This is a genomic window from Acidimicrobiia bacterium (assembly GCA_012959995.1).
Taxonomy (GTDB): domain Bacteria; phylum Actinomycetota; class Acidimicrobiia; order Acidimicrobiales; family MedAcidi-G1; genus MedAcidi-G2B.
Genome location: DUCC01000002.1, coordinates 33,266 through 49,089, shown reverse-complemented (window position 1 = coordinate 49,089; position 15,824 = coordinate 33,266). Strand labels below are relative to the sequence as shown.

The following is a 15,824-nucleotide window of genomic DNA, read 5'->3' as shown; positions in this document are numbered from 1 at the left end:
TCCGCTTGCGGTGACCACATTCAGCGCCGATCAGGCTGTTGAATTTACACAAATCGCTAACGGCCCGGGTGTGGTGTCAGAGCAAGTCTCTGATGCCCACTCGGTTGCCGTAGGCATTTGGGTAGGGGTAGGTGCTCGTGATGAAAGCGAACATCAAGCGGGCATTTCACATTTTTTAGAACACCTGGTGTTTAAAGGCACCGAGGAGCGTACCGCTCGGTCTATTGCTGAACTGGCTGATGCCACGGGCGGCGAAATGAATGCTTTTACCACTATGGAATACACGGCGTTCTACGCACGGTTTCCGGCCAACAAATTAGATTTAGCGATCGATTTGTTGGGTGATGTGTTATGCCGGCCAGCGCTACGGGCCACCGACATAGAAACTGAGCGTCAAGTCGTTTTGGAAGAACTCCATTTGGCTATTGATGACCCCACCGATGCGCTGTTTGGCTTGTTGCATGAGGGGTTGTTTCCGAAGCACCCGTTGAGTCGTGAGGTTATTGGCACCGAAAATTCGGTGATGGGCCTTGATCGTTCGGCGTTAATGGATTTTCATGACCAGTGGTACCGAGCCCCAAACCTGGTGGTGGCGGCTGCTGGAGCGGTAGATCACCAGTATCTGGTGGAGCGTTTTGGTCAAGTCTTTGCCGAGCGCCAAGGCGGGGTTTCGCCGGTGCGTTCGCAGCCGACGCTGGCTCCGGTGGTTGGTGCTACCTTGCAGCGTCCCATTGAGGCCACCCATTTGGCTTGGGGCTGGTTGGGTGCTTCACGGTTAGACCCTCGCCGCTATGCCCTTACGTTAGGGGTGCATATTTTGGGCGGCGGCATGTCTAGTCGCTTGTTTCAAAAAGTGCGCGAAGAGCGTGGTTTGACTTACAGCGTGTTTGCTACTCGTGGCGTTTTCGAAGATGCCGGGGTGGTCAGCATTTATGCCGGCACGGCGCCGGATCGGGCCGAGGAGCTTGCCGCGGTGGTAGCCCAAGAGGTGGCGGAGATCGCCGACCACGGGGTTACCGAAGAAGAGTTGGCCATTGCACGCAGTGGTTTTGAAGGATCATTGTTGTTGGGTCTCGAAGATACCGGGAGCCGCATGCGGCGTTTGGGCAGCAACCAATTGCTTACCGGCACGGTGATGCCGCTTGAAGAATTGGTTGAAGCTTTTCGGGCAGTGACGGTGGCCGAGATAAACCAAGCCTTGGCTGAAGTGTTTTCTGTAGATGCGGTAACTACCCAGGTAGGCCCAAACAGTTAAACCATCCCGATGCTGGGGGCCGGTGCCGCTAGCCTCGCTGGTATGAGTAGGGAAACACAAAATCGTCGAATAGCCGTTTTGGGTGCCGCAGGCCGCATGGGAGCCACGGCAGTCGAAGCGGTACAGGCCGCTGAAAGCCTCAAGTTGGTGGCGGTGGCCGACCCTCAAGCGGTCGGGCAGTCTCTTCATGGCTTGACTATGGGGTCCGGAGTAGAAGGCCTTTTAGCGGCTTCTCCTCAGGTAGTTATTGACTTTACGGTGGCCGAAGCGGCCCGTAACAATTTGCCGGTGCTGGCCAATGCTGGGGTGCATGCCGTGGTGGGCACCAGCGGCCTTGGCGACGAGGATTTTGTTTCGCTCGCTGAAGCCTTTAACCAAAGCGCTTGTTTGGTGGTGCCAAACTTTGCCTTAGGGGCGGTGCTGATGATGCGTTTTGCGGAAATGGCTGCACCATGGTTTGACACGGCGGAGATTATTGAGTTTCATCACGACGCAAAAATTGATGCCCCTTCGGGGACCGCGATGGCCACCGTTGACCGTATGGCCGCCGCTTCGGCTGATTGGGCAGAGGATCCCACCGAGGTCGAGGTGTTGCCGGGGGCTCGAGGTGGGTTAGGTCCGGCTGATATTCGTGTACATGCGGTGCGCATGCGGGGCATGGTGGCCCACCAAGAAGTGCTTTTGGGGGCGACGGGCCAATCGCTGAGCATTCGCCACGACACAACCGACCGGTCATCGTTTATGCCGGGCATGGTTTTGGCTGCTCAACAGGTTGAAGGCACCGGTTTGACGGTGGGCCTCGACGCTTTGTTGGGCATTTAACAAACTCATGAGCCCGGGTTTTCGCCGCTTGCTGCGCCCCAAGTGGCTGGTTTGGCATGTGCTTATTGGGGTGCTGTTGATTACCACGTTTAATCTTGGCTTTTGGCAATTGCGGCGCTTGGAGACGCGACAAACTTGGAACGCTCAGGTTGAGTTGCAGGGGGCGTTGCCGCCGGTAACGCTTGAAGAAGCGTTGGCGGGCCCACCCGACCAAGCGCTTTTCCGGCGGGTTTCGGCGACCGGAGAGTTTGATGAGGCGGCGCAAGTTTATGTGGCCCATCGTTCGCAAAATGATTCGCCGGGGTTGCACGTGGTGACTTTGCTGCGGGTTACTGATGGCCCCGATGTGGTGGTTAATCGAGGATTTGTGCCTCGCCTGACTTATCTCGAAGACGACCCGACGCTTTGGCCAGCGGCTCTAGGAGAGGTGGAAATCTCGGGTGTTTTGGTGGAACAAACGGTACGGAGCGGGGGCCTCGGCGATGAGGTGATGGGTATCGACCTTGCCGCGTTAAGTCAACGTTGGGGGGTTTCGGTGGCCCCGTTTGTTTTGCAGGCCACCGATGGCGCCAATGTGGATTGGTTGCCGGCGCCCTTGCCGGAGCCAGATTTATCTGATGGGCCGCATTTGGGTTACGCCTTGCAGTGGTTTGCTTTTACGTTGGTAGGGGTGGTGGGTTACCCTCTGGCTATGGCCAATGTGGCTCGCCGAACCGAGGAGGTAGCGTAGGGCTATGGCGTTTTCTAGTGAAGCTGAACTTTGTGTGATCCATGCCCTACGGGTAAAAGGCTTCGTGGACACCCCGGCCATTGTTGAGGTCACGGGGCTACTTGAGCCTGAGGTGCTGGGGTTTTTACAGGCTTTTAAGGAGTCCGAAGAGGTGCGCCACCGTGAGGGGAAAATGTCGGGTTGGATGCTTACCCCGCAGGGGCGAGCCCGGGGCCAGGCCATGGTGTCGGCGGAACTCAAAACAGCAGGAAATAGGGACCAGGTGGCGACTGCTTATCAAAGTTTTTTAGCGGTGAACCAAGGCTTTTTGGCGCTTTGTACCGACTGGCAGTTGCGCACGGTAGACGGTGAACAAGTAGTCAATGATCATGCCGATGTGGCTCACGATGCGGCAGTCATTGAACGCCTGGGCGAAGCCGATGCGATGGTGCAACCGGTTTGTGCTGCCTTGGCTGAAGCCTTTGAACGTTTTGGCGACTACGGAAACCGGTTTAGCGAAGCGCTGACCAAGGTACGTAACGGTGACCACGATTGGTTCACTAAACCCATGATCGAGTCTTATCACACGGTGTGGTTCGAACTTCATGAGAACCTGTTGGCTACGCTTGGTATTGAACGAGCCAATGAATCTGCTGGCTAACGTCCAAGAAGGAAGAATTTTATGAAACCAAAATTTGGTCGGGTCATTACCGCCATGATCACCCCGTTTGCTGCTGATGGCTCGCTAGACGTTGAGGGTGCTCGTTCGTTGGCCAAGTGGCTGGTTGAACAGGGCAACGAGGCGTTGGTGTTGGCCGGCACTACCGGTGAGTCGCCCACTATTACTCAGGATGAACAAATTGAACTGGTCGAAGCGGTAGTAGATGCTGTTGACGTGCCGATTATTGCCGGTGCGGGCAGTAACGACACTCGGTCGGCTATCGCTAACACGCAGCGGTGTGTAGATGCTGGTGCTCAAGCCATTTTGAGCGTGACGCCTTATTACAATCGCCCTTCGCAAGCAGGTTTGATGGCTCACTTTGCAGAGGTGGCAGCCAGTACCGAATTGCCCATCATGCTTTATGACATCCCGGCTCGTACCGGTCGTGCGTTGGACGCTGACACTATTTTGCAGTTGGCTGATGAGGTAGAAAACATTGTGGCGGTTAAAGATGCGGCTGGCGATGTGGCCAGCACGGCGCGTTTAATAGCAGCGGCCCCCGAGGGCTTTGAGGTGTATAGCGGCGAGGATTGTTTGACGTTGTCCCTGCTGGCCGTTGGTGCGGTAGGTACGGTAAGCGTGGCGTCGCATTGGGCTACTCCCGAGATGGTCGTCATGATGGATGCGTTTTTCTCTGGAGATATGGCTACGGCTCGGGCCACCAATCAGCGGATGATCCCGTCGTATGATTTTGAATCGGGTGACTTGACCCCGAACCCCATTCCCAGCAAAGCCATGTTGAAAGTATTGGGTTTGCCGGGCGGGGATTGCCGTTTGCCAATGGGTCCCGAGCCTGATTGGTTGGCCGATAAAGCGCGAACCATTTTGGCCGGCCTCGGAAGACCGTAGTTTTAATGACCAACGAGGTAACGATCACCTTTTTAGGTGGCTTAGGACAAATTGGCCGCAACTGCGCTGCTTTAGAAAGCAATGGGCGCATAGTCATTTTGGATTGTGGCCAGTTGTTTCCCGACGACTTGCCGGGTGTTGATGCGGTGTTGCCAGATTTTTCTTGGCTTATTGAACGGGCCGACCGCATTGACGGCTGCATCGTTACCCATGCGCACGAAGACCATATTGGGGGTCTTCCGTATCTTTTGCGAGATATGGATGTGCCGATTTATGGTTCGAAGTTCACCCTGGGCATGATTAAAGGCAAGCTTAAGTTTGCCAACATTACTGGCACCAAAATGATTGAAATCAAGGACCATGAACACCACAAGGTCGGACCCTTTGATTGCGAGTTTCTGCCCGTGACGCATTCAACCCCGAGTGGTTTGATGACCGTGTTCACTACCGACCAGGGTCTTATTGTGCATTCCAGCGATTTTAAGTTGGACCCCACTCCGGTAGATGGCCGGTTGACTGATTTGCCTCGCTTGCGGGAGCTTTCTGCCGATCCGGGCATTCGTCTGTTGTTGGCTGATTCTACTAATGCGGGGGCGGCGGGGGCTTCGGGTAGCGAGTCAGAAATCGGCCCGGTAATGGACCAAATTTTTGCCGATAACCATGGTAAGCGCATCATCGTGGCGGCGTTTTCGAGCCATATCCATCGTGTTCAACAGATCGCTGATGCGGCTAAAGAAACGGGCCGCACTTTGGTGGTGATGGGGGCGTCGATGGTGCGCAATGTCACTTTGGCTCGTGAGTTGGGCTTGTTGCGGGTGTCGGACAAAATGATCGCTACGGCAGAAGACCTTGATGATCTCGACCCGGCGACTACTTGTGTGGTGTGCACTGGTTCGCAGGGGGAGCCGCGGGCTGCGTTGGCGTTAATGGCTGAGGGGCGGCATCGTTATTTAAAAATTACTGACCAGGACACCGTGGTGTTTTCTTCGCACCCTATTCCTGGCAACGAGGCCGCGGTTTCGCGTTTGCAAAACGACCTGGCTCGGCGGGGTGCCCGGTTGGTGCATAGCGGGCAACTCAATGTGCATACCAGTGGCCATGGCAAGCGTGAAGAGTTGGCGGAATTGCATCTGGCGGTAGATGCTGACTTGTTTATTCCGGTGCATGGGGAGTACGCCCATTTGGTGTCGCATCATGAGTTGGCGTTAGAGCTCGGCATGAACCCGGATCGGGTGTTGCGTTGTGTAGATGGCGACCAGGTGCGACTAAGCGATGGTGGTCTTAAAAAAGTCGGCCAGGTGTCTGATCAGTGGATCATGATGGATGAACGAGGTACGGCCTTAAGCGACGAGTTGGTGGAGGAGCGTCGTGCTGTTTCGGGTCAAGGGTTTGTGTTGATCCGCGTGGTGGTCGATGGCGAGAAGGGTGTGCTGGTTGAGCCGCCGTTTGTGACTTCGCGAGGTTGGGTAGAGCCTGGGGAACGTGACGATTGGTCGCATGAAGTAGCCCAAGAGGTAGCGGCGGCGGTTACGGAGGCGCTTGAAGACGGCGAACGCGATGCCCACAAGTTGGGGCGCAAAGCCCGTCGAGCAGCGGGCCAGTTGGTGGGGCAACGTACCGGCCGGCGGCCTTCGCTGGTGCCCGTAGTAGAAGTACGCTGACCGTTTTAGACAATAAACGGTGGGCATCCCGCCGTTGTCACACGCTAGTGGTACCTTTAAACCGTGGTAAACGCTAAATCTTCGCGCCCCGAGGGGTCAAAAAAATCAGGTAAAACCGGGTCTCGGTCGACCAAAAGCAGCATCGCTGCGCAGCCCAACCGAAACCCGTTATCTCGTCGCATGTTGCAGGCCGCTTTTGGGGGCCGAGGCGACGAGATGATGGGCTTGTTCTTGATTTTGGTGGGTTTGTTGGGCGTACTTTCTTTGTATTTCGACAAAGCTGGGGTAGTGGGTCGGGGGCTAGAAAGCGGCCTGGGGTGGTCTATCGGGTTGACCAAAATGGTGCTTCCGGTAGCCATGGTGGGTCTGGGTTTCGCCATGTTTCAAGAACGCCACGAAGTTGACGAGCTCTCTAAACGCATTCCGGTCGGGCTTGGCCTGGCGCTTATTGGCGTTACCGGGTTGTTACATATGACCCAGGGTCGCCCCGGTTTAAACGATGGCAGCGCTGTGTTAGGTAAAGCGGGTGGCTTGCTGGGTCTGGTGGCTGGTGGGTCGTTAGAGGCTGCGGTGAGCCCTTGGGGAGCGGTTCCTATTTTATTGGCGTTGGGTTTTGTGGGGGTGGCTATTGTTACTGGGGTCACGGTGCGCGAAGCGGCTTCGGGGGTCATGAAGGTTTTGCGCCCCATGGGGCGGGTTATTCTCGACGGTTTTAAAGATATTTTTACGGCCCCCGATGAACCAACGCCCACCATCAACTCGCCTGAATCGGCTGATCCGCGGCCCGTTCCGCCCGAGCCTGAACCAGAGCCCGCTCCGAAAGCTAAGAAACGCAAAGGCAAGGTGGCACCCATAGTGGGCGGCGAACAACTCACCATTGAGTTGGGCCCTGCGGTGGCGGATTCCCCTTGGCGCTTGCCGTCTACCAAACTCTTGTCGCGAAGCGTGGTTCATGACATAGATGCCAAAGCGGTGGAAGCACGCGGTGTCCGTTTGCAAGAAGCATTGACCGCCCATGGGGTAGAAACCCGTCTTACCGACATGACGGTCGGCCCGACGGTAACCCGCTACGCCTTGCAGTTGGGTGAGGGGGTCAAGGTGGCCCGTATTACCAGTCTGAACAAAGATATTGCTTACGCTTTGGCGACTGCTGATGTGCGTATTTTGGCTCCTATTCCTGGTCAGCAGGCCATCGGTATTGAGGTACCGAACGATGACCGCGAGATCGTGGCTCTCGGCGATATTTTGATCTCGAACGAAGCAGCCAAAGCCCGCCATCCCTTAGAAGTTGGGGTTGGGCGAGACATCAAGGGCCAGTCGGTCATGATGAACCTAGCCACCATGCCTCACATGCTTATTGCTGGGGCCACCGGGGCCGGAAAGTCTTCGTGTATCAACTCGCTGGTGACTTCAATTTTGATGCGCACCACCCCCGATCAGGTGCGAATGATTCTTATTGATCCAAAGCGGGTAGAGATGGGTCAGTACGAAGGGGTGCCGCATTTGCTGACTGCTCCGGTGACCGATCCCCGTAAAGCAGCCAACGCTTTGAGTTGGGCGGTAAAAGAAATGGAACGCCGTTACGGCTTGTTGTCGGCTACGGGTTTCCGTGACATAACTGGTTATAACGCGTCTTATGATCGGGGCGATTTGAAAGCCCCGTTGGGTTTGACCGATGACGATGACGAACCGGTGGTTTATCAGCGGCTGCCATTTATTTTGGTGGTGGTTGACGAACTTGCTGACCTCATGATGGTGGCGGCTCGCGATGTTGAAGATTCCATTTGCCGCCTGGCTCAAATGGCTCGTGCGGTGGGCATCCACTTGGTGGTGGCGACTCAGCGCCCGTCGGTCAACGTGATTACTGGGGTTATTAAAGCCAACATCCCGGCTCGTTTGGCTTTTGCTGTTTCTAGCTTGGCCGATAGTCGGGTTATTTTGGATCAGCCGGGTGCCGAGCGTTTGGTAGGCCAGGGCGACATGTTGTTGCTGGGCCCCAGCTCGGGCACGCCGCAACGTATTCAAGGGGCTTGGGTTGACGAAGAAGAGGTACGCCAGGTGGTGGCGGTTTGGGTTAAACAGGTCAAGGCTTTGGGTGACGATGCACCGAGTGACGATGAGGCCGAAGTAATCGGCAAACAATCTGCTGGGGGCGGGGCCGCTTCGTCGGGTAGGGACACCATTACTGACAGCATCACTGCGAGCCCGCCTTCGGGTGGCAACAGCGACGATGAGCTTTTTGACCAAGCCCGCGTGTTGGTGGTGGCTACCCAGTTGGGTTCTACCTCTATGTTGCAGCGAAAGTTGCGGGTGGGGTTCGCTCGGGCAGGCCGCTTGATGGATTTGATGGAAGAGTCCGGGGTGGTGGGCCCTTCCACGGGTTCCAAGGCTCGAGAGGTGCTGATTTCTGAAGAAGAGCTCGAAAACCTGATGGCCCAGGGCCTGTAAGGCTACGACGCAATGGGGGGCTCAGTTATTTTTTTGGTGGTGGGTTTGGTGGTGGGTTTGGCGGTGTTGGCGTTGGCGGCTGACCAGTTTGTGTTGGGGGCGTCACGCTTAGCGCACCAAATGAATGTGCCCACCGTGGTTATGGGGGCGTTAATTCTGGGTTTCGGAACCAGCGCCCCAGAGTTTGTGGTGTCCACTTGGGCAGCTCGGCAAGGCGAAGTTAACCTCGGTTTGGGCAACATTGTGGGCTCAAACGTGGCTAACTTGACTTTTGTTTTGGGGGTAGCGGCGTTTATCCGCCCTATTACCGTGCCCACCGGCACCTTGTCCCGAGGGTTTTTGTCATTGGGTGGGGTGCTCATTTTCGCTGCTTTGGTGCAAAACGAAATGACCAACGGGCAAGGCTTAGTGTTGTTAGCGGTGTTTGTAATGTCCATGGTGTTGATGGTGCGTTTGCACACTGCTGAGGAAACCCCGCCGCCGGCTATTCCGGAAAGTAAGCGTTCCATTAGCCCTTGGTTGCGGGCCGGGGCCGGTTTGTTGGGCACTATGGCGGCTGCCCAAGTGGTGGTCGGTGCTTCTACGGACCTGATTGAAACACTCAACCTCTCGGGTGGGTTTGTGGGGTTTTCTATGGTGGCTTTGGGTACTTCTTTGCCTGAACTGGTCACCGTGGGGGCTGCGGCTCGGCGCAATGAGACGGGTTTGATTTTGGGCAACTTGTTGGGCTCGAACTTGTTTAACAGCCTGGCGGTAGGTGCTGGGTTGTTTTTGGCTGGGCCGGGAACGCTCAGCGATGTATTTATGCAAACCAGAGGAGTGTTGGCCATGGTGGCGGTAGCGGTTTTGGCTTTGGCGTTGATGGCGACGGGACGGGTGGTGGGTCGCCGTGAGGGGGCAGTTTTGGTGCTGACTTATTTGGGCGTACTGGCTTACTTGGGCTTTAACGCTGCTTTGACGTAATCCGGGGGTCGAGGCCAGTTGGGCCGTAACCTAAAGAGTCATGACTGCTTCTACTTATCATTTGGTGACTTTGGGTTGCCCAAAAAATGAGGTGGATTCCGACAAGTTGGTGGGCTTGTTGACCCAAGATGGGATGCAGCCCACGGATCGCCCTGAGGACGCGGACCTGATTGTGGTGAATACCTGTGCTTTTATTGAAGAGGCCCGTCAGGAGTCCATTGACACGGTGTTGGCCCTTGATGATTTGCGGCGAACCGGAGCCAAGTTGGTGGTTACCGGGTGCTTGGCTGAACGCTATGGCGATGACTTGGCGACCTCTTTGCCTGAGGTGGATCGGGTAGCGGGGTTTGGGGTGCCGGTTACTTTGGGCCAGCGAGCGGCAGAGCAGGCGTTACCTTCGTTTGACTTGTTGAACTTGCCTCGGCCGGCTTCGCAGCGCCCGTGGGCTTACGTAAAAATCGCTGAGGGTTGTGACCGGGCTTGCGGGTTTTGCGCTATTCCGAGTTTTCGGGGGCCGCAACGCAGTCGAACCATTGCTGACATTGTGGCTGAAACGCAGGCTTTGCAAGTACATGAGGTGGTGTTGGTGGCTCAAGACCTGGCGGCTTTTGGCCGAGATCAAGGAGTGGGGGAGCGGGCCATCGTGCCGTTGGTTAAAGCGGTGTCTACGGTAGCGCAGCGGGTGCGTTTGTTGTATCTCTATCCGTCGGACCTTAGCGATGAGTTGATTGACACTATTTGTGCCACCGGGGTGCCTTATTTTGATCTCTCGTTGCAGCATGTGTCGCCGCCTTTGTTGCGGGCTATGAAGCGTTGGGGGAGCGGCGAGAAGTTCACTCAGCGCATGAAGGTTATTCGCCAGCGTGAGCCGGCTGCGGTGTTTCGCTCAAACTTTATTGTGGGTTATCCCGGCGAAACCGAAGAAGACCAAGATGCTTTGTTGGCTTTCATCGAAGAGGCCCAACTGGATTGGTGCGGGTTTTTCTCGTATTCGCCAGAGGAAGGCACTTACGCTGCGGGTCTTGACGGAGCGCCTGAGGCGGGCTTGGTGGCCGAGCGTTTGCGTGAACTCTCTGAGGTACAAGATGCCATTACGGCTCAGCGACGAGATGCGTTGATAGGCCAGTCGGTGGAGGTTTTGGTGGATGAACCTGGGGTGGGACGCACCTGGCGTGAGGCGCCAGAAATTGACGGGATCGTGCAGATAAGCGAGGATCTCCCCGTGGGTGCGGTGGCAACGGTTACGGTTACTGGTGCGTTGGGTCCCGACTTGGAGACAGCATGAACCTTTTTAAACATTTTGGCACGGTGGTGAGCCCGCCAAATTTGGTGACCTTGTCGCGGTTGGCGCTTTCGCCGGTGTTGTTTGTCATTATTTTGGAAGCTCAGGATCGACGCGGCGTGTCGTGGGGTGCTTTTTTGTTGGGCTTTATTCTTGGGCTCACTGATTACATGGATGGTTCGTTGGCTCGTCGGGCGGGCAAGGTCAGCCGTTGGGGGGCTTTTTTAGATCCCTTGGCCGACAAGGTGGCGGTCATTGGGGCGGCGGTTTGTTTGGTGGCGGTAGGTCGCTACACCTGGTTGCCGGTGATTTTGTTGGCCGTGCGAGAGGTGCTGATTACTTTTTATCGTTTGTGGTTTGCTCGTCAAGGGTTGGCGGTGCCGGCCCGCAAGTCGGCTAAAGCAAAAACTACGGTGCAGGGTTTGGCGCTGTTGGTAGCGGTTATTCCGTTGTTTGAAAACTTTGATTGGCTGGTGGAGGCCACCTTGTGGGCGGCGGTGGTGTTGACGGTGGTCACGGGGCTGCAGTATTTGCTCGATGGCCGTAAAGCCACCAACACCACAGGGGAGTAGGTCACGGTGCGCTGCGAGATTGTGGCGGTGGGCACGGAGTTGTTGCTGGGGCAAATCGTGGACACCAACTCGGCGTGGATTGGTGAGCAGCTGGCGTTGGCGGGTATTGATTGTTTGCGCCATGCGGCGGTGGGCGATAATGCTCAGCGCATCAATGATGCTGTTTCTGAGGCGCTTGGTCGAGCCGATGCGGTGATCGTTACCGGAGGTTTGGGCCCTACTCAAGATGACATCACCCGTGAGGTAATTGCTGAGGTGATGGGGGTGGGGTTGGAGCGTCAAGATTTTTTGGTGGAGCGGATTGAGCAAAAGTTTGCTGGTCGAGGCCGCCGTATGCCGGAGAACAATTTGCGTCAGGCGGATGTACCGGTGGGGGCGGTGACCATCGAGCAAATGCCGGGGACCGCTCCGGGGTTGGTGTGCCCGGTAGGCGACAAGGTTATTTATGCCGTGCCGGGGGTGCCCAGCGAAATGCGTGACATGGTGAACGGCACGGTGTTACCTGATTTGATTTTGCGTTCGGGTTCTACGTCGGTTATCCGGTCTCGGGTGTTGCGTACTTGGGGTGAGTCAGAGTCGGGTTTGGCCGAGTTGCTGGCCGAAGAAATTGAGCGCCTCGATGCGACGGGCGGCCCTACGTTGGCTTTTTTGGCCAGCGGTATGGAGGGGTTGAAGGTGCGCATCACCGCTAAGGGCGACACCGAGGAGGACGCTTTGGCCATGTTGGCCGAGGAAGAAGTTCGGGTGCGAGCCATTATCGGGTCGGTGGTTTTTGGGGTGGATGAGCAAAATATGGAGTCGGTGGTGCTGGACCTTTTGGTGGCTCAGGGTTTAACCATGGCCACGGCGGAGTCCATGACCGGCGGCATGATTGGGGCGCGCCTGACCGAGGTGCCGGGAGCCAGCCGAGCTTTTGTGGGTTCGGTGGTGTCGTATGCCAATAGCGTGAAACATGATTTATTGGGGGTGCCCGAGGGGCCGGTGGTTAGTGAGGCGGCGGTGCGGGCTATGGCGGCCGGGGTGTGCCGAGTGACGGGGGCAAATGTGTCGGTGGCGGTTACCGGGGTGGCAGGCCCAGAGCCTCAAGAGGGTGTGGAGCCGGGTGTGGTGTGGATAGCCACCAGCGTTGATGGGGTGACCGATGCGGTGGAAGTGCGTTTTCCGTATGGCCGCACCATGACCAGGCAACTTACGGTTATTTCGGCGCTCAACATGCTGCGCCGCCGTTTAATCGACCGGGGTTAAGGGTTAGATTTTATTCGTCGTTGGTTTCGAGACGAATGGAAGCCGAGTTGATGCAGAAGCGGTCGCCGGTGGGAGTGGGGCCGTCGGGGAATACGTGGCCCAGGTGGGCGCCGCAGTTGTGGCACAGGGTTTCGGTGCGCAGGTATCCGGTGCTGCGGTCTTCGGATGTGTCGATGATGTCGGGGCTGAGCGGGGCGTCAAAACTGGGCCATCCGCACCCGGCGTCAAACTTGGTGGCGCTGGCAAAGAGGGCCTCATCGCACACGATGCAACGGTAGGTGCCAGCCCGGTTTTCGTCCCAATAAATGCCGGTGAAGGGAGCTTCGGTGCCCGCCTCTTGGGTGCAGTCATATTGTTGGCTGGTTAGCCGTGAGCGCAGTTGTTGGTCAGTTTCTTGAGATTTTGGGATTTCGTTCATGACCAAAACCTACCTGTTTTAAGGAGTAAAGAAAAGAATTTGGCGAAATGCTTGCAACGAACACCTGTTCGCAATTACGCTGTTGTTATTCGCAAGGGCACATTGTCACACCCCTCTACTAAGTTTCTCTACGTAACAACTTCTCTTACCCCTCTACAAAAATAACGGAGTTAATCATGGCAAAGAAAATGAACAAACCACTTAAGACAGTTCCAGAAATCGGCGCAGATGCCGTAGGTCGAAGTAAAGCTCTTGACCTGGCGTTGAGTCAGATTGAAAAGCAGTTCGGTACCGGTGCCGTCATGAAGATGGGTGATAAAGCCTCCATGGCTATCGAGACCGTCCCCACTGGCGCTTTGGCCCTCGACCTGGCTTTGGGTGTCGGTGGGTTGCCTCGGGGCCGTGTGGTAGAAATCTTTGGCCCAGAAGGTTCAGGTAAAACCACCCTCGCCACCCACGTGGTGGCCGAGGCCCAACGCAACGGTGGCGTCTGTGCCTACATCGATGCAGAACACGCCATGGACCCGGTCTATGCGGCAGCCATCGGGGTCGACGTTGACTCCTTGCTTATCTCGCAACCCGACACTGGTGAACAGGCATTAGAAATTGTTGACATGCTGGTTCGTTCCGGTGCGTTAGATGTGATTGTTGTTGACTCGGTGGCTGCTTTGACTCCTCGGGCAGAGATTGAAGGCGACATGGGCGACACCCACGTAGGCCTCCAAGCTCGTTTGATGTCGCAGGCTTTGCGCAAGTTGGCCGCCAACCTAAACAAGTCCAACACCATTTGTATTTTCATCAACCAGTTGCGTGAAAAAATTGGTGTCATGTTCGGTTCGCCAGAGACCACCCCAGGCGGACGTGCGCTGAAGTTTTACGCTTCGGTTCGCCTAGACATCCGCCGCATCGAAGCATTGAAAGATGGCTTAGACATTGTGGGTAACCGCACCCGAGTCAAGGTGGTAAAGAACAAGGTAGCTCCGCCCTTTAAGCAAGCCGAGTTCGACATCATGTACGGCCAGGGTATTAGCCGAGAAGGTTCGGTTATTGACCTTGGGGTCGACCTCGACATCGTCAAGAAGTCTGGTGCTTGGTACACCTACGAAGGCGAGCAACTTGGCCAGGGTCGAGAAAACGCTAAGAAGTTCCTCTTTGATAACCCTGAGGTGATGATGGAAATCACTGACCGGGTGTGGCGTGAGGTGACTCCTGAAGTTGAAGAAGAAGAACCGGTTATGGAAGCAGAGGATGGAGCGGCAACCGATGAGTTCACCGCTGCTGACGATGTGCCCATCGCTATTCAGGACTAACGCTGGCCGGTTGGCCTAACCGTGAGAGCGGTTAGGCCAACGTGGTGGCCGCTGGGTGAGCGCCCCATAACCTAGTGGGGTGAGCGAAACCCCTGAACTTCCTGCACCACGCACTTACTCCGTGCGTACCTACGGGTGTCAGATGAACGAACACGACAGCGAACGCATCGCTGGTTTGCTCGAAGCCGATGGGCTTACCCGGGCGGTCTCTGAAGACGAGGCCGACATTATTGTGCTCAACACCTGTTGCATCCGTGAAAACGCCGACAACAAGCTCTACGGAGCGCTGGGCAACCTCAAGGTGCTCAAAGAAAAACGTCCCCACGTGCAAGTAGCGGTAGGCGGCTGTTTGGCGCAAAAAGACCGAGATTTAATCCAACAACGGGCCGGCCACGTAGACGTGGTTTTTGGTACCCACAATGTTCATCGAGCGGTCGAACTCTTAGATGAAGCACGGCAAAATGGTTCGGTCATAGAGATTCTTGAAGAAGTAGTGCGTGGCGATGCTGAGTTATTTCCGTCGGCCTTACCCACCCGGCGCGACGAAGACCACAGTGCTTGGGTGACTTTGCAAATAGGTTGCGACAATTCCTGTGCTTTTTGCATCGTCCCTTCGGTGCGGGGCCCAGAGATCAGTCGTCCCTTTGGTCAACTGGTGTCTGAGATGGAAGACCTATCTGGCGACGGGGTAACCGAAATAACCTTGTTGGGGCAAAACGTAAACTCTTATGGCCGTGACCTCACTTTACGTTTACGGCCCGAGGCTCCGAGCGACACCGACCAAACTGAAGCAGGCCAACTATGGGCTCAAGATCAGACCCGCCGCCCGCGCCCGTTGTTTGCTGATCTCTTACGGGCCGCCGGCCAAGTTGAGGGCATCGAACGGGTGCGCTTTGTCAGTCCTCATCCCAAAGATTTACGCCCGGAGACCATTGCCGCCATGGCCGAAGTGCCCGAGGTCTGCGAACACCTGCACTTGCCTTTGCAGTCGGGGAGCGACCGGGTGTTGGCGGCCATGCATCGCGGTTACACCGCTGAACGTTATTTAGAACGGCTAAACGAAGCCCGGGCCACCATTGAAGACTTGGCCGTTAGCACCGACTTGATTGTGGGTTTCCCAGGCGAAACTGAAGACGATTTTGTAGAAACCTTGGCGCTAATAGCCGAAGTCGGTTTTGACGCTGCCTACACCTATATTTTTTCGCCTCGACCGGGTACCGAGGCGGCAGAAATGACCGACCAGTTTGTTGACCATGCGGTGAGCGTGGACCGTTACGAACGGTTGCGAACGGTCTTGAGTCGATCGTCGGCCCTTACCCATGCGGCCCGGGTGGGCCGGGTGGAGTCGGTGATCATCGGAGGCCCGGCTAAGCGTGAACCGAATCAAGTAACGGGACGTACCCGTCAAAACAAGATGGTTAACTTGCCGGCGGCCCCTGGCTTGCGGGTGGGTGCTTATGCCGACGTTGAGATTATTGATGCGGGCAACTTTTACTTAATAGGCGAGTTGAAAGAAGTAACCGCCGACCCTCGCCACCGCCGTCGTATTCCGGTGGCCGCTGCTTAATC

Annotated in this window: 14 protein-coding genes; 13 read left to right on the top strand and 1 reads right to left on the bottom strand. The window is 56.3% G+C overall.

The window, feature by feature from the left end; translation table 11 throughout:
- Nucleotides 1-10: 10 nt before the first annotated feature.
- The 11 genes from EYQ49_00290 to EYQ49_00240 all read left to right on the top strand — a co-directional run bounded on the left by EYQ49_00290 (nt 11) and on the right by EYQ49_00240 (nt 12,527).
- Nucleotides 11-1,255 (top strand): insulinase family protein, encoded by a 1,245-nt coding sequence (locus EYQ49_00290; GenBank protein HIG24316.1) that lies wholly within the window; start codon nt 11-13, stop codon nt 1,253-1,255.
- A gap of 42 nt (nt 1,256-1,297) precedes the next feature.
- Nucleotides 1,298-2,077, top strand: coding sequence for a 4-hydroxy-tetrahydrodipicolinate reductase (locus tag EYQ49_00285; protein HIG24315.1), 780 nt, complete (start codon nt 1,298-1,300; stop codon nt 2,075-2,077).
- Nucleotides 2,078-2,084: 7 nt separating this feature from the next.
- A complete protein-coding gene (locus EYQ49_00280) occupies nt 2,085-2,807 on the top strand; it encodes an SURF1 family protein (protein ID HIG24314.1) in 723 nt (240 codons plus the stop codon).
- A 4-nt stretch (nt 2,808-2,811) separates the two neighbouring features.
- Complete coding sequence (locus EYQ49_00275) at nt 2,812-3,447, top strand: transcriptional regulator (protein ID HIG24313.1); 636 nt, start codon at nt 2,812-2,814, stop codon at nt 3,445-3,447.
- Between the two features lie 21 nt (nt 3,448-3,468).
- Nucleotides 3,469-4,356: a 4-hydroxy-tetrahydrodipicolinate synthase gene (locus tag EYQ49_00270; protein HIG24312.1), complete on the top strand. Its 888-nt coding sequence runs from the start codon at nt 3,469-3,471 to the stop codon at nt 4,354-4,356.
- Nucleotides 4,357-4,361: 5 nt separating this feature from the next.
- The gene (locus EYQ49_00265) at nt 4,362-6,017 is read left to right on the top strand and encodes a ribonuclease J (GenBank protein HIG24311.1); all 1,656 of its coding nucleotides are present in this window, start codon (nt 4,362-4,364) and stop codon (nt 6,015-6,017) included.
- Between the two features lie 63 nt (nt 6,018-6,080).
- Nucleotides 6,081-8,465, top strand: a complete 2,385-nt coding sequence (locus EYQ49_00260) for a DNA translocase FtsK (GenBank protein HIG24310.1) — start codon at nt 6,081-6,083, stop codon at nt 8,463-8,465.
- Between the two features lie 12 nt (nt 8,466-8,477).
- Complete coding sequence (locus EYQ49_00255) at nt 8,478-9,428, top strand: sodium:calcium antiporter (GenBank protein HIG24309.1); 951 nt, start codon at nt 8,478-8,480, stop codon at nt 9,426-9,428.
- A 40-nt stretch (nt 9,429-9,468) separates the two neighbouring features.
- The gene (gene rimO, locus EYQ49_00250) at nt 9,469-10,713 is read left to right on the top strand and encodes a 30S ribosomal protein S12 methylthiotransferase RimO (GenBank protein ID HIG24308.1); all 1,245 of its coding nucleotides are present in this window, start codon (nt 9,469-9,471) and stop codon (nt 10,711-10,713) included.
- A complete protein-coding gene (gene pgsA / locus EYQ49_00245) occupies nt 10,710-11,282 on the top strand; it encodes a CDP-diacylglycerol--glycerol-3-phosphate 3-phosphatidyltransferase (GenBank protein ID HIG24307.1) in 573 nt (190 codons plus the stop codon). Before rimO ends, pgsA begins: the two co-directional genes overlap by 4 nt.
- 6 nt (nt 11,283-11,288) lie before the next feature.
- Nucleotides 11,289-12,527 carry a competence/damage-inducible protein A gene (locus EYQ49_00240; GenBank protein ID HIG24306.1) on the top strand — a complete coding sequence of 413 codons (1,239 nt, stop codon included), beginning with the start codon at nt 11,289-11,291 and terminating at the stop codon, nt 12,525-12,527.
- Nucleotides 12,528-12,537: 10 nt separating this feature from the next.
- Here EYQ49_00240 and msrB read toward each other — a convergent pair whose 3' ends face one another.
- Nucleotides 12,538-12,945, bottom strand: a complete 408-nt coding sequence (gene msrB / locus EYQ49_00235; protein ID HIG24305.1) for a peptide-methionine (R)-S-oxide reductase MsrB — start codon at nt 12,943-12,945, stop codon at nt 12,538-12,540.
- 188 nt (nt 12,946-13,133) lie between these two features.
- On the opposite strand from msrB, the gene recA reads away from it, so the two are divergent.
- Together recA and EYQ49_00225 are read left to right on the top strand one after the other, a co-directional pair.
- The gene (gene recA, locus EYQ49_00230) at nt 13,134-14,255 is read left to right on the top strand and encodes a recombinase RecA (protein ID HIG24304.1); all 1,122 of its coding nucleotides are present in this window, start codon (nt 13,134-13,136) and stop codon (nt 14,253-14,255) included.
- Nucleotides 14,256-14,397: 142 nt separating this feature from the next.
- Nucleotides 14,398-15,822, top strand: a complete 1,425-nt coding sequence (locus EYQ49_00225) for a MiaB/RimO family radical SAM methylthiotransferase (protein HIG24303.1) — start codon at nt 14,398-14,400, stop codon at nt 15,820-15,822.
- Nucleotides 15,823-15,824: the final 2 nt, after the last annotated feature.

What these genes read in the sequence shown, in the direction of transcription:
- EYQ49_00285 (HIG24315.1), top strand. Translation starts at nt 1,298, where the DNA reads ATGAGTAGGGAAACACAAAATCGTCGAATAGCCGTTTTGGGTGCCGCA.
- EYQ49_00280 (HIG24314.1), top strand. Translation starts at nt 2,085, where the DNA reads ATGAGCCCGGGTTTTCGCCGCTTGCTGCGCCCCAAGTGGCTGGTTTGG.
- EYQ49_00275 (HIG24313.1), top strand. Translation starts at nt 2,812, where the DNA reads ATGGCGTTTTCTAGTGAAGCTGAACTTTGTGTGATCCATGCCCTACGG.
- EYQ49_00270 (HIG24312.1), top strand. Translation starts at nt 3,469, where the DNA reads ATGAAACCAAAATTTGGTCGGGTCATTACCGCCATGATCACCCCGTTT.
- EYQ49_00265 (HIG24311.1), top strand. Translation starts at nt 4,362, where the DNA reads ATGACCAACGAGGTAACGATCACCTTTTTAGGTGGCTTAGGACAAATT.
- EYQ49_00255 (HIG24309.1), top strand. Translation starts at nt 8,478, where the DNA reads ATGGGGGGCTCAGTTATTTTTTTGGTGGTGGGTTTGGTGGTGGGTTTG.
- rimO (HIG24308.1), top strand. Translation starts at nt 9,469, where the DNA reads ATGACTGCTTCTACTTATCATTTGGTGACTTTGGGTTGCCCAAAAAAT.
- pgsA (HIG24307.1), top strand. Translation starts at nt 10,710, where the DNA reads ATGAACCTTTTTAAACATTTTGGCACGGTGGTGAGCCCGCCAAATTTG.
- msrB (HIG24305.1), bottom strand. Translation starts at nt 12,945, where the DNA reads ATGAACGAAATCCCAAAATCTCAAGAAACTGACCAACAACTGCGCTCA.
- recA (HIG24304.1), top strand. Translation starts at nt 13,134, where the DNA reads ATGAACAAACCACTTAAGACAGTTCCAGAAATCGGCGCAGATGCCGTA.
- EYQ49_00225 (HIG24303.1), top strand. Translation starts at nt 14,398, where the DNA reads ATGAACGAACACGACAGCGAACGCATCGCTGGTTTGCTCGAAGCCGAT.